The 13,740-nt window shown below is 35.2% G+C and carries 9 protein-coding genes; 6 read left to right on the top strand and 3 right to left on the bottom strand.

Annotation, left to right across the window (positions count from 1 at the left end; translation table 11 throughout):
• Positions 1-22: 22 nt before the first annotated feature.
• The 6 genes from GSY47_RS04865 (at position 23) to GSY47_RS04840 (ending at position 9,148) form a co-directional block, all read left to right on the top strand.
• Complete coding sequence (locus GSY47_RS04865; protein ID WP_179003589.1) at positions 23-1,126, top strand: sensor histidine kinase; 1,104 nt, start codon at positions 23-25, stop codon at positions 1,124-1,126.
• Entirely contained in the window at positions 1,123-1,878 is a 756-nt protein-coding gene (locus tag GSY47_RS04860) for a LytR/AlgR family response regulator transcription factor (protein WP_179003590.1), read from the top strand. Before GSY47_RS04865 ends, GSY47_RS04860 begins: the two co-directional genes overlap by 4 nt.
• 663 nt (positions 1,879-2,541) lie before the next feature.
• A complete protein-coding gene (locus tag GSY47_RS04855) occupies positions 2,542-3,675 on the top strand; it encodes an efflux RND transporter periplasmic adaptor subunit (protein ID WP_179003591.1) in 1,134 nt (377 codons plus the stop codon).
• A 34-nt stretch (positions 3,676-3,709) separates the two neighbouring features.
• On the top strand, positions 3,710-6,865 hold the full coding sequence (locus GSY47_RS04850; RefSeq protein WP_219071133.1) for an efflux RND transporter permease subunit: 3,156 nt from the start codon (positions 3,710-3,712) through the stop codon (positions 6,863-6,865).
• A 2-nt stretch (positions 6,866-6,867) separates the two neighbouring features.
• Positions 6,868-8,277, top strand: coding sequence for an efflux transporter outer membrane subunit (locus GSY47_RS04845; RefSeq protein ID WP_219071132.1), 1,410 nt, complete (start codon positions 6,868-6,870; stop codon positions 8,275-8,277).
• Between the two features lie 88 nt (positions 8,278-8,365).
• Positions 8,366-9,148: a hypothetical protein gene (locus GSY47_RS04840; RefSeq protein ID WP_179003594.1), complete on the top strand. Its 783-nt coding sequence runs from the start codon at positions 8,366-8,368 to the stop codon at positions 9,146-9,148.
• A gap of 43 nt (positions 9,149-9,191) precedes the next feature.
• On the opposite strand, the gene GSY47_RS04835 is transcribed toward GSY47_RS04840, so the two are convergent.
• The 3 genes from GSY47_RS04835 to GSY47_RS04825 form a co-directional block, all read right to left on the bottom strand.
• Positions 9,192-9,698, bottom strand: coding sequence for a hypothetical protein (locus tag GSY47_RS04835; RefSeq protein WP_179003595.1), 507 nt, complete (start codon positions 9,696-9,698; stop codon positions 9,192-9,194).
• Positions 9,699-9,792: 94 nt separating this feature from the next.
• The gene (locus GSY47_RS04830; protein WP_179003596.1) at positions 9,793-10,650 is read right to left on the bottom strand and encodes a helix-turn-helix domain-containing protein; all 858 of its coding nucleotides are present in this window, start codon (positions 10,648-10,650) and stop codon (positions 9,793-9,795) included.
• 174 nt (positions 10,651-10,824) lie between these two features.
• Positions 10,825-13,620, bottom strand: coding sequence for a M16 family metallopeptidase (locus GSY47_RS04825; RefSeq protein ID WP_179003597.1), 2,796 nt, complete (start codon positions 13,618-13,620; stop codon positions 10,825-10,827).
• Positions 13,621-13,740: the final 120 nt, after the last annotated feature.

Below are 13,740 nucleotides of genomic sequence, written 5' to 3'. Positions count from 1 at the left end.
GATTCAAAATAGAGATGATTTAATGGGAAGACAGAAACAAAATAAAAAATCAGGGAAAAACTTTTTCTATAAATATTACAGAGTTATAGTAATTCCTGCGGTTTTTTTAGTGTATTTGTCTTCTTATTACTTCTTAAATCCCTACAGAAATTTTAAAGAAGAAAGTTTGCTGGATTTGGATCAGACTTTTGATATTTTTATCATTTTACTGTACTGCGCCATTCTTACAGAGCTGACGCTTTTTGTTGGCAGAAAATTAAACAACTATATACGCTGGGAACAAAATCCCTTCTTTAGAGCAATAGCGCAGTTTATCTGTTTAATTGCCGGAAATATACTTTTAAATTACTTTTTTTCCTGTTTATGGGACTATTTATACCCTTGCACAGCTTTAGAAGAAAATGATTTAGTTACCATTTGGCAGTCCAAAATTATGGCCGCCATTATTTCTCTTTTTATCAGCGCCATTCATACCGGTATATTTCTTTTAAATCGTTGGCGTGTAAATGCTATAGAAACAGCCGAATTAAAAATTAAAGCTTCTGAACTTCAGGAAGCCGTAACGCGTTCAAAACTGGAATCCTTAAAAATGCAGTTAGATCCGCATTTTGTTTTTAATAATTTCAGCACCTTGACTGAGCTGATTTATGAAGATCAAAAAGAAGCGGCATCGTTTTTAGAAAATATTACGAGAGTATATCGTTATATGATTTCAAACTCGAATAAAGACACTATTACTGTAAAAGAAGAAATTGAATTCCTAAACGCTTATTTTTATCTGCTAAAGAAAAGACTCGGCGATAAAATCGATCTTAAAATTGACCTTGAACCTTCTTGTTTGTCGCTGCATTTACCTCCCTTAACATTACAGTTATTGGTTGAAAATGCTGTAAAACATAATATGGCAACTTTAGCCAATCCATTGACTATTTCTGTTTTTTGTGATTCGAATGATATTATTGTCCGAAACAATTTGCAGCGAACAGCAGGAAAAAGTCTGGTTTCTACCGGAATTGGGAACAAAAACATTGAGTTTCGTTATAAGATTTTATCTGAAAAAATGCCCGTTTTCAAAGAATCAAAGGACTTTTATGAAGTACGTCTGCCATTAATTGAAGTGTTATGAAAATTTTAATTGTAGAAGATGAAAGTATAAACGCCAGTCGTTTAAAAAGACTGCTGGAAGAACTTGAACCTAATTGTCAAATTTTAGGAATTATTGATACTGTTGTCGACACTGTTGCTTGGTTGAAATCAAATCCTGCACCCGATTTAATTACATTGGATATTCGCCTAGCCGATGGATTGAGTTTTTCAATTTTTGATGAAATCAATATCACTTGTCCCGTTATTTTCACTACAGCTTATGACGAATATGCGATTCGTGCTTTTAAAGTCAACAGCATCGATTACTTGATGAAACCAATTGATAAAGCCGAATTAGAATTTGCTTTATCCAAATTCAAATCCTTATCTAAAACCGAAACAAGCGTTACCAATATAACTGGAATTCTAAAAGAACTTATTCATAAACCCATTTACAGATTACGTTTCTTAGTAACCTATCGTGATGGTTATAAAAGTGTAGATGTTTCTGATATTGACTTCATTTATTCGGAGTTTAAAACCAGTAATTTATTCCTAAAATCGGGAACAATTATCTCAATTCCACAAACGATGGAAGAACTGGAGCAGGAATTAGATCCTAATATCTTTTTTAGGGCAAACCGACAATTCTTCATTCGTGCGGAAAGCATTAAATCTATTGCGAATTACTTCAACGCAAAACTTAAAATCCAACTGAAACTTGATCCCGAACGCGAAGTAATTATCAGTCGCGAGAAGACACCGTTTTTTAAACAGTGGATGGATAGATAAGTTACTAAGGTTCTGAGATGCTAAGATGCTAAGTTTTTTTTGCCGGAAAGGCACTAAGACGCTAAGGTTTTAGTTTCAAAGTGGCAAAGTGACAGAGGTACATAGGTTTTTTTCTTTTCTGACGAAGAGTTTGTTTACTTTTTTTTCATCATCCTGACGAAGGATCACACTCGCAATTTCGCAAAGTGAGGGGTACAATCTTTGTCGAGTTTCTAGTGTGATCCTTCCTTCGTCAGGATGACAAACTGTGTGAAAAAAATCTGCTTTAATCTGCAAAATCTGCGTGAAAAACTTTGCGGAGTTTCTAGTGTGATCCTTCCTACGTCAGGATGACAAAACAGTGCGTAAAAAAATCCTTTTTAATCCTTTAATCTTTGGCAAAAAAAACTTTGCGACTCTGTGCCTTTGCGAGATTAAATCTGCACAATCTGTAAGAAAAAAATCTTTTTTAATTCTTTTAATCATTAGCAGAAAATTTAATTAAAGAAAATTCGTGAATTCGTGGCTAAAAAACTTTGTACCCTAGCGCCTTCGTGGCAAAAACACCCCATACGTTTCAGTATCAAAAAATGCCGTTTGGGTAAATTTCTACCCTAAAAAAGCTGTTTTCAGCCGTTATTTTGCTGCCAAATTTGAGGTAATTCATTTAAAATGAAAAGTAAAATGACAAAACAGTTTTTTCAAAATAACAAGGCAATTGGCAGGATTGCAGTTTTATTGATAATCATTTCTCTCGCTTCGTGTGGGAAAAGTGCAGATGGGCAGATGGCACCTCCAAAGCCAGAAGTTGACTTTCTGCAGACCGCTTCAGTAACAGGAGATGTGGAAAAAAAATATCCAGCAACAGTCGAAGGAACTGTAAATGTTGATATAAAAGCACAGGTTTCAGGATATCTTGAAGCTATTTATGTCAAAGAAGGAGATTATGTAAACAAAGGACAATCTCTTTTTAAAATTAAAGGCGATGTATATGCCGAGCAGGTAAACAACAGCCGTGCCGCTTACAAAAGTGCTTTGGCGAACCAATCCAATGCCAAATTGGAAGTAGAAAAAATCAAACCGCTTGTGGACGGAAAAGTTTTCTCTGACATGCAGTTAAAAACAGCGCAGGCCAATTTAGAAGCTGCGACAGCACAAGTAGCACAGGCTAAAGCCGCTTTAGGATCATCTCAGTTAAATGCCGATTTCTCTTTGATTAAAGCTCCTGTAAGCGGCTATATTAGCCGTATTCCAAACCGAGTTGGAAATTTAGTAACACCAAATGATGCTGTTCCTTTAACAACACTTTCTGAAATCAACAATGTATTTGTTTATTTCTCTTTGACAGAAGCAGATTACTTAGCTTTTTCTAAAGATTCAAAGGCCAATCAAACCGTAAGTTTAATTATGGCTGATGACAGCGAATACGATCAAAAAGGAAAATTGGAAGTAGCCAGCGGAAACATTGATCGTGCAACGGGAACAATTGCTTTAAAAGCCATTTTCCCAAATCCGAAAAAGATATTGCGTTCTGGAGGTTCAGCAAGAATTGTATTGAACAAAAGTTTGTCATCTGTAATTACAGTGCCAATGGCAAGTGTAAAAGACATTCAGGATAAATTTTTCGTCTTTGTTTTAAAAGAAGGAAACAAAGTAGCGATGGTTCCAATCGAAATTGCTGGAAGCGCTGGATCAGATTACTTCGTAAAAGCTGGATTACAATCTGGAGACAAAGTAGCTTTAAACTCTATTGATGTTCTTTATGACAGCATGGAAGTGGTTCCTAAAACCGCTGGAAAAGCCGTAAGCAGCAAATAATTTTTGATTTAAACATATAATAATAACATTTTCCATGTTAAAAAAAATAATAGACAGGCCGGTATTGGCCACAGTTATCTCTATTGTATTGGTAATCTTGGGGATTATAGGTCTTACGAGATTATCGGTAACGAGATTTCCAGATATTTCACCGCCAACTGTAATGGTAAGCGGTTCATATCCAGGAGGAAATAGTGAAACCGTTATTCGTTCTGTGGTAACGCCATTAGAAGAACAGATTAACGGAGTTGAAAATATGCAGTACATTAAATCGACTGCTAGCAATGATGGATCATTTTCGATCAGCGTTATTTTTAAACAAGGCGTTGATCCAGATCAGGCTGCGGTAAACGTACAGAATAGAGTACAGCAGGCTACGCCAAAATTACCGCAGGAAGTGGTTCGTATGGGACTTACAACTTCGAAACAGCAAAATAGTATGATTGTTATCTTCAACTTATATACAGAAGATAATGCTAAATATGACGAGTTGTTTTTGCAGAATTATGCCAATATCAACTTAGTGCCTCAAATGAAACGTGTGCCCGGAGTTGGACAGGTTCAAATTTTTGGACAAAAAGATTATTCGATGCGAATCTGGCTTGATCCACGTAAAATGGCGAATGCAGGTTTAGTTCCTTCAGATGTTACGCAGGCCATTGCAGAACAGAGTTTAGAATCGGCTCCAGGGAAATTGGGAGAAGAATCCAAAGCCGCTTTAGAATATGTAATTCGTTACAAAGGAAAAAAGAACAAACCAGAGCAGTATGAAAATATTGTGGTTAAAAATAACGGAAGTAATGTTCTAAGATTAAAAGATGTTGCGCGAGTAGAATTTGGTTCTATTTCGTATAGCGGAGACAACAAATCGAATAGTAAAAATGCTGTGACGATGGCAATTTTACAAACTTCGGGTTCGAATGCAAACGATATTGAAATAGGGATTAATAAAGAAGTGGAAAGATTGTCTAAATCTTTTCCTCCCGGTATTAAATACGTTAACGTAATGAGTACCAAAGAACGTCTGGACGAAGCAACAGGACAAGTAAAATCGACTTTGTTTGAAGCTTTTATTCTGGTATTTATTGTAGTATTTATATTCCTGCAAGACATTCGCTCGACGATAATTCCAGCTATTGCAGTACCAGTAGCGATTGTAGGAACGTTTTTCTTTTTATTGGTTTTTGGATTTACCATTAATATTCTAACGCTTTTCGCTTTGGTACTGGCAATTGGAATTGTAGTTGATGATGCGATTGTGGTCGTCGAAGCGGTTCACAGTAAAATGGAAGAAGATGCAGGAATTTCAGCCAAAGAAGCGACTCACGGTGCCATGGCAGAAATTACGGGAGCTGTAGTTTCGATTACTTTGGTCATGTCGGCGGTATTTATTCCGATTGGATTCATGACGGGATCTTCAGGGATTTTCTATAAACAATTTGCTTATACATTAGCGATTGCGATTATTATCTCGGCTGTAAATGCCTTGACGTTAACTCCTGCATTATGCGCGCTTCTGCTAAAAAATCATGGAGATAAACATGGAAATCACGAGCATAAGACGAGTTTTAAAGATCGTTTTTTCATTGGATTTAATACAAGCTTCAACAATTTTACGGGAAGATATATCAAAGGCGTTCGTTTCCTTATCGGAAGAAAATGGATCGCAGCAGGATTGGTAACAGGGATAACAGCTCTTGCGGTTTATATGATGATGTCAACGCCAAAAAGTTTCGTTCCGTTAGAAGATGACGGATTCATGGTGTACAGTTTATCAATGCCTCCAGGAACAGCCCTTGATCGTACGACTGAAGTAGTGGAGAGAATGGAGAAAATCTTGGAAACTGAAGAAGCAATTGATGTCAATACCAGTATTACCGGATTTAATATTTTGAGTAACAGTGCCAGTACAGCTTACGGATTAGGATTTATCAAATTAAAACCTAAAAAAGAAAGAGGTGCTGTTAAAGATATTGATGAAATTTTGAACAGTGTTACAGGCAAATTATCGACAATTAAAGAAGGTTCGATTATGGTATTCAGAATGCCGTCTGTTGAAGGATTTGGTGTAACGAGCGGTGCTGAAATTGTGTTGCAGGACAGAATGGCTAGAAGTCCAGAAGTTTTAAAAGCAATGTCGGATAAAGTTATCGGACAAATTATGCAGCAACCGGGCGTTCAATATGCGTATACGACTTTTAGAGCCGATTATCCGCAGTTAGAATTGGAAGTTGATGAAGATAAAGCCCGTCAAATGGGAGTGAATGTAAAAGACCTTTTAGGCAACATTCAGACCTATTTTGCTGGAGATCAATCTTCAGATTTTACAAGATTTGGGAAGTTCTACAGAGTGAATGTAAAAGCTGATGGAATTTTCAGAATGGATCAGGATGCGTTTAATGAGATTTTCGTTAGAAATGCGGATATGCAGATGGTTCCTGTAAAATCAATTGTGAAATTCCATAAAGTGTATGGGCCAGAATCGGTAAACCGATATAACCTTTATAATTCGGTAAATATTACTGCAATGGCATTGCCAGGTTATAGTAACGGTCAGATTATGGGGAATTTAGAACAAGTTTTAGATAAACTTCCTGCCGATTACAGTTACGAATGGACAGGTTTAAGTTTGGAAGAAAAAGCAGGAGGAAACCAGACTATCGCCATTTTTGGATTATGTCTTTTGTTTGTATTCTTCTTATTGGCTGCGCAATATGAAAGTTATTTGTTGCCATTGGCCGTTTTACTTTCAATTCCGACAGGAATTTTAGGAGCTTTCGCTGGAGTAAAAGCAGTTGGTTTAGATAATAACATTTATGTTCAGGTCGGATTAATCATGTTGGTCGGATTGCTCGCCAAAAATGCCATCTTGATTGTGGAATTTGCACTTCAAAGACGCCTTTCAGGTTTAAGTATTGTCGAAGCCTCGATTGAGGGGGCAAGATCAAGGCTTCGACCAATTATCATGACTTCGCTTGCCTTTATTGTAGGAATGATTCCGTTGATGTTTGCTTCTGGAGGAACTGCTGTCGGAAACAGATCGATTAGTGTCAGTGCTTCAATCGGGATGTTGAGTGGTGTTATTTTGGGAATTTTCGTGATTCCGCTGCTTTTTATTGTATTCCAGTATTTACAAGAAAAAGTATCAGGAAAGAAAATTGCAGTTGAAGTTCAAACGATAAAAGAATAATAATGAAAACACTATATAAAATTGGAATTGTTTTACTTACTGGAACCGTGATGACTTCATGTGTGGTAGGAAAAAAATATTCCAGAGAAGATTTAAAAGTGCCGGAAAAATACCGTGAAGAAATTGCGGTTACGGCAGACACGGTTTTACTGCCGTGGAAAAGCTATTACAAAGATCCTTTGTTGGTTAATTTGATTGAAAAAGCCCTCGTTAAAAACAACGAGGTGCTTGTTGCAGTGAAAAGTATGGAACAGCTTGACCTTAGTTACAAACAAGCCAAGCTGTCCTTACTTCCAACACTTGATTTTGATGCAGGAGCAAGCCGTTCGTATCAATCAAAAAACTCTTTAAACGGCTCATTAAGCGCTCAGTTTATTGGTAAAGATTATATGGACGATTACAGTGCTAACCTTCGTATGTCTTGGGAAGTAGATATTTGGGGAAAAGCAGCCATGCAGAAAAGAGATGCTAAAGCAGCTTATTTCGCTCAGAAAGAAAATCTTTCGGCATTAAAAACCAGAATTATTGTTCAGGTTGCACAGGCTTATTACAATCTTTTAGGTTTAGACGAACAGCTGAAAATTGCAGAGAAAAATATTGAATTGAGCACTAGTACTTTGGATATGATGAAGCTGCAGTACAATTCGGGTTCCATAAGTTCTTTGGCAGTAAACCAAACAGAAGCACAAAAGAAAACAGCCGAATTATTAGTGCCTTTAGCGAAAGCGAATATTGCAGTTCAAGAAAATGCTTTGCAGATTTTGTGCGGCGAATATCCAAATAGTATTGAACGTGCAGGAAATATTGATGCAGCTGAGATAAATGTTGTTTTTCCAACAGGAATTCCAGTTTCACTTTTAAGCCGAAGACCAGATGTAAAAGCAAGCGAATATGCTGTAATGTCTGCCACAGCAAAAACAGGTTTGTCAAAAGCAGCGATGTATCCAGCTTTAAGTTTAAATCCGTGGATTGGAGTGAATTCATTCGAATTTGAAAAATGGTTTGATTTCCCAGGATCGATTACTAAAACTATTGCAGCAAATCTAGCGCAGCCTATTTTCAGAAAAAAAGCATTACGAACGGCTTATGAAGTGGCGGTTTTAGAACAGGAAAAAGCAGCAATTCAGTTTAAACAGTCTTTTATTACAGCTGTTGGCGAAGTAAACGATGCAATGTCAAGATTAAAATATGCTGATGAAAGAATTGTTTTGGCTAAAGAAAAAGCGACATCTTTAGATAAAGCCACTTCTGATGCTTCATTACTTTACAAAAGTGGTATGGCCAATTATTTAGAAGTGATAACAGCTCAAAATAGTTCGCTGCAAAATGATCTTGATGTAGTGACCATAAAACTAGAAAAACTAAATGCGGCAATTAATCTATACCGTGCCTTAGGAGGCGGTGTAGAGTAGAAGCCAATAATTTATTACAATTCACTATCTCTGTACGGAAACTTCAGAGGTAGTGAATTTGTGTTTTAATTGATTTTGAATTACTGAGATGGACAAAATTACTTTTACCCGTTCAGAACTTTATGATTTAGTTTGGAAATTTCCGCTTGTACAAATTGCAAAACATTATGAAATTTCTACGATGGGAATCAAAAATGCTTGTACTAAATTGGAAATTCCGCTTCCTAAAACCAAACATTGGACTAGACCTGAATACAAGCGAATAAATACTCCAAAATTAACTTTAGACTATAAAGGAAATAATGAAATTAGTATTTTCAAAAAAAGGTACGAAATGCAGTTTAGAACTACTTCTAAACCCACACCTTTACAAGAATTGGCTGGAAAAATAAAAAGTGACGAAAACGCACCTTTACAAGTTTCTAAAAAGCTGAAAAAGCCTGTTGCTATTGTAACAGCAACAGAAAAACATTGGATCAGTAAATCATTAAATGATGGGATTTATGAACCTAAATCTAACATTTTAGATTTAAATGTTTCTGTTGACAGTATAAATCGGGCTTTACTATTTATGGATGCTTTTATAAAATTGATCGAATACCGCGGTCATAAATTTGGAAAAAGTGGAGACGGTTTTGATACCGTTTTTTTCAGCAACGGAATTGAAATTAAAGTAGATTTAAGAGAAGCTTTAAAACGAATTACTGCAAACGGCTTAAGAGAAACTACTGAATATGTTTTTACAGGCGATTTTATTTTTAGGGTTTCAAGAGAATCTAATAAAAAAGAATGGCGCGATGGAAAAATTTTGTTAGAAGATAATCTAGCTATAATTATAGCTAAATTAGAATTAATGGCGCTTGAAGAATAATAATAACCTGCTGGGATCAATTGCATTCAGCAGGTTTTTTTGTTTAATGAATTTCCTTTTTTAAGAAAAGTTGTTTTACAGGAAGATTTTCGGCTGCAGTTCCAGAATAATTGAATATTATATAGCCCATTTCAATTAAAGTTTCCTTCAAAATCAAATCAGATTCAAATATTTTTACCCAAATAAAATCGTGTTTTCTTTGTTTGGCGATTTCTTCAGCACGATTAAAAAGCAGCTGAATTTCTTCAACATTTAAATGAACGATATGTTCCATGCAGATCGGTTTTGAAGCCTCGACTTTTTCATTAAAAATTCGGGAAGAATTTAATTGAAGAAAAGAAGCTGGAGTTTCATTTTCATGAATCATCAAAACTTCAATATTAAAGTCATTCTGCACTTTAAAAAGTTCCGAAATAGAAAGTTTTTCAGAAACGTATTGTTCGCCAATTTCTTCGGATAAAAATAAATTAGAATAAAACTTTTTGGCTTTAGCTTCCATATCGGTAGCTGTATCTAGTATTATAACTACAAATTGTGCTTTTTTAGACATGTTTTCAGGTATTGAATTTCTATACAAAACTGCAATTGTTTGTTTGGTAAGAAAAGGGAAAAAAGTCTGAAATGTTGGTCAGAAAGTCGGTTTGTTAAATAGTGTTTCGGTATTCTAAAGGAGAAAACTGTGTGTAGTTTTTAAAGAATTTTCCAAAAACTGATTGATTCGAAAAATGTAAAGTATCACTGATTTGATTAATGGTTAACGATTTATTCTGAAGCAGTACTTTGGCTTCTAAAATAACCATTTCATCAATCCATTCGCGGGTTGTTTTACCGCTGTTATTTTTAATCACTTCTGAAAGGTATTTTCGGGTCACGTTTAGACTTTCCGCATAATACGATGGAGAACGATGTTGGATAAAATCTTTGACCAAAAGTTCTTTAAATTTTTCAAACAAAGGATTTTGAATTTCTTTCTGCGGCAGATTTTTTTTCATCGAATCCAGTTCAAATATCAAAACATACAAATAACTTCTGAGAATAGAAGCCTGATGAAAATGATTTGTTCGAAGATTTTCCTGAATTAAACTAAAAAGCTGTTCGAATTTAGTTTTGGAATTTTTCTCCAAAGGAAATACATGCATTTCACTGTTTTCGAAAAAATCATATTGAGAAAGAAAAAAGACATTGGTTTGAGTTTCTAGAAAAAACTTCGGTTTAAAAAAGATAATATCCATTAAAATGCTCTCGCTGTCTTTGCTGAAACTTCTAATAACATTGGGGCCAAGAGCCAATATTGCTGGTGCTTTAATCACGATTTTATCCAATCGTGTCTGCAATACGATGCTTCCTTTTTTCAGAAATTCAATAGCATAACTTTCAGCTCGATACGGAATATCAATGTACGGATGCTCTTCGATTTGGACATAAAAATAGTCTTTGTTGTCGTTTTCGTCTGTAAACAAACTTTTATGATGCTCGAGCGTGTAAGTGCTGATTTTGCTCATTTTAGCGAAGTCTTTTTGGAAGTTAATTTCTCAAATATAAGTAAAAATGGTTTTGTAGTAAAGCAATAAAGGCTGTCTTGTGGACAGCCTTTAAAAACTAATTAAAATAAAAAAAATAAAAAAATCGATAAGAATATTTTAAACCTTGAAACTAATGTGGTCTAAAATTGATTCTTACTTTGCTTTCATCAGCACTTCTACGCTGTTCGATTTTTTCAAGGCATTTGTTGTAAATTCCTTTAAATCTTTGGCAGTGATTGTGTTTAATGTATTTTTAAGAAGTTCCATGTCAAAAGGTGTTTCATCGTTTCGAACATACGATGTCAGCACGCTCAGCCAGTAATTATTCTCTTTAATTTGTTCCTGATGATTTTTGAGTATAGATTGTTTAATATCTTCCAACATATTGGCAGGAATATTTTCAGTCTGTACTCTTGCCAGTTCAGCATGAACAATTTTTACCAATGCATCTGCTTTATCCGGATTACAGTCAAAATTGATTTCTAATGAAAATAATGGAGTAGGAGACTGTGATAAGTTTGCTCCAACCTGAACGCCATAACTGCCGCCTTCTTCTTCACGAATGGTTTCCAAATAACGTTTGGTCAGCCATTCTGAAACCATATAACTTAAGATTTTGTTCTTTTTAGAATAGGTTACGTCTTTGTTTTCCAAATGAAGATAAACCGTTGTTTTTGGTGTATCCATTGTTCTGAAAATTGTTTTTTCAGTCTTTCCTTCTTTCATGAAAATTTTATGATCAACATATTTTTCTGTTTTTGGATCAGAAGAAATATTGCCTAAATAGGTATTAATTAAAGCGATGTCTTTTTCTGAAATATTTCCAACAAATAAGAAAGTAAAATCTCCTGCATTAGAAAAACGTTCGGTGTAGAATTTCTTTGCTTTATTCAAATCAAAAGCATTGATAAAATCCTGATTTAATAACCAATTTCTTTTGTTGTAATTGGTATTCAAAAGTGAAATCGTATCGTTTAAAGCTTTTTCATTGCTGTTGTGAGCGTTGTTCAATTTGTTTTGATATTGTTCTTTGATTTTATCAAAAGTAGTCGTGTCAAATCGCGGATGCTGGAAATAAAGGTGAGTCAACTGCAATAAAGTAGTTAATGATTCTTTGTTGCTGCTTCCATTAAAACCTTCGTATAAACCTCCAATATACGGACTAACACTAGCCGTTTTTCCAGTAAGTTTCTTTTTTAAATCGGTAAACTTATAATCGCCCAATCCAGAATAGGAAGCAACAGCTGTTGCAATCTGTGCTGACGGAAGTTCCTGCCAGTCCACAAGCGAATTTCCTCCAGCACTGTAAGCTGAAAATAAAATTTGGTCTTTGCTTAAAGTAGTTGGATATATAATCACTTTTGCTCCGTTTGCCAAAGTATATTGTTTTGCATTCGCGAATGCTTTAATGTCGCTTGTTTTTAGAATTGCCTTTTCCTTCAAATCCTCTTTCACTAAAGAAGCTGTTAATTCTTCTTCTTTGTAAGGTTCTAATTTGCTGTTTGAAATGGTTTTCATCGCATTCCAATAATCATTTGCGTCAGGAAATTTCGTTGCAACATCTTCTGGAGCAGAAACCGATAAGATTAAGTTTTGTTTTGGTTCTAAAGCTCTAAAAGAAGTATTAATTTGTTGTAATGTTACTTTATCTAAGAAACTGTTCATCCATTTGTATTCCTCATCCATTGTCATAACGGGATTGGCTTCTAAGAAATACATTTGAAATTGTTCTGCCCAAGATCCGTTGCTGATTTTGTCTTTATTTGCCAGACGATTGTCATAACTGCTTCGCATTTTGGTTTTTAAACGATCTAGTTCCTGTTGTGTAAATCCGTTTTGAATGGCTCTTTCATATTCTCTGTAGGCTTCTGAAAAAGCTTCTAAAAACTTGCCTTTTTTTGGTGTAATATTCAGCGAAAATTTACTGTCTAATCTGGAAAGATTGTTATTCGAAACTCCAAAAGACAATCCCGCCGTTTCATTGTTGATGATATATTCCCCAAAGCGAATATTCATTAACTGCATCGCAAAACTTTCCTGCATGCTTTTGGTCATTTCAGCTTCATCTTGCACCAAAGGTTTTGGAATAGTGTAAGAAAGTGAAATCCCCGAACGCTGTAATTCTTTATCCGTTGCGAGAACATAACGGTTTTCTTTTTGTACCGGAATTTTTTCGTATTCTCTTTTGTTGATTTTCTTTGGAGTTGGTATCGAACCGAAAATTTCTTTAACCCTTTTTTCAATTAAAGCCACATCGATATCCCCGACAATCACGACAGCCTGATTTTGTGGTTGATACCATTTTTTATAATAATCTCTTAAAACCTGATATTTGAAATTATTGATAACATTCAAATCTCCAATTACATTTCGCTTGGCATATTTTGAACCTTGAAAAACTACTTTGTCGATTTTTTCTCCAGCTCTGTAATCGGCATTTCTTCTAGTGCGCCATTCTTCACGAATTACGCCTCTTTCAGCATCAATTTCATTATTTGCTAAAAGCAGAGAACCTGACCAATCATGTAAGACATACATGCAGGAATCTAATAAAGTTTTGTTGTCAGCGGGAACATTGCTGATGTTGTAAACAGTTTCGTCATAAGCGGTGTAAGCATTGATGTCTTTTCCAAAAGAAACACCTTGTTTTTCCAACATGTTGATTATGCCTTTTCCTTTAAAGTGTTCTGTTCCATTAAAAGCCATATGTTCCAGAAAGTGCGCTAATCCGTCCTGATCGTCGTTTTCTAGAATCGCCCCGACATTTTGAACAAAATAAAAATCGGCTCTGTCTTTTGGCCATTCGTTGTGAAGGATAAAGTATTGCATTCCGTTAGGAAGCGTTCCGTGCACCACTTCTTTGGGCAGTGGAAAAGTAGTTTTAAACTGCGCCGAAATCTGAGTTAAACCCAAGAAAAGAAAATGCGCTAAAATTAATTTTGCTTTCATTGTTGATCGTTGTTGTTCTTCTTTTTGATTGAATTTTAGTTGGAATAGGGTATGACAAGTCCCTGCTGTTCATTTGAAATCTTCAAAAACAGTTGTAATGGAACACGGATGAAACGGATT

This window comes from Flavobacterium quisquiliarum, assembly GCF_019308285.1.
GTDB classification, from domain to species: domain Bacteria; phylum Bacteroidota; class Bacteroidia; order Flavobacteriales; family Flavobacteriaceae; genus Flavobacterium; species Flavobacterium quisquiliarum.
Note: the sequence above shows the minus strand (reverse complement) of the source record. Positions and strands in the feature narration are given on the sequence as shown.

Excerpts from the sequence above, each read along its gene's own strand:
- GSY47_RS04865 (WP_179003589.1), top strand. The coding sequence starts at position 23 with ATGGGAAGACAGAAACAAAATAAAAAATCAGGGAAAAACTTTTTCTAT.
- GSY47_RS04860 (WP_179003590.1), top strand. The coding sequence starts at position 1,123 with ATGAAAATTTTAATTGTAGAAGATGAAAGTATAAACGCCAGTCGTTTA.
- GSY47_RS04855 (WP_179003591.1), top strand. The coding sequence starts at position 2,542 with ATGACAAAACAGTTTTTTCAAAATAACAAGGCAATTGGCAGGATTGCA.
- GSY47_RS04850 (WP_219071133.1), top strand. The coding sequence starts at position 3,710 with ATGTTAAAAAAAATAATAGACAGGCCGGTATTGGCCACAGTTATCTCT.
- GSY47_RS04845 (WP_219071132.1), top strand. The coding sequence starts at position 6,868 with ATGAAAACACTATATAAAATTGGAATTGTTTTACTTACTGGAACCGTG.
- GSY47_RS04840 (WP_179003594.1), top strand. The coding sequence starts at position 8,366 with ATGGACAAAATTACTTTTACCCGTTCAGAACTTTATGATTTAGTTTGG.
- GSY47_RS04835 (WP_179003595.1), bottom strand. The coding sequence starts at position 9,698 with ATGTCTAAAAAAGCACAATTTGTAGTTATAATACTAGATACAGCTACC.
- GSY47_RS04830 (WP_179003596.1), bottom strand. The coding sequence starts at position 10,650 with ATGAGCAAAATCAGCACTTACACGCTCGAGCATCATAAAAGTTTGTTT.
- GSY47_RS04825 (WP_179003597.1), bottom strand. The coding sequence starts at position 13,620 with ATGAAAGCAAAATTAATTTTAGCGCATTTTCTTTTCTTGGGTTTAACT.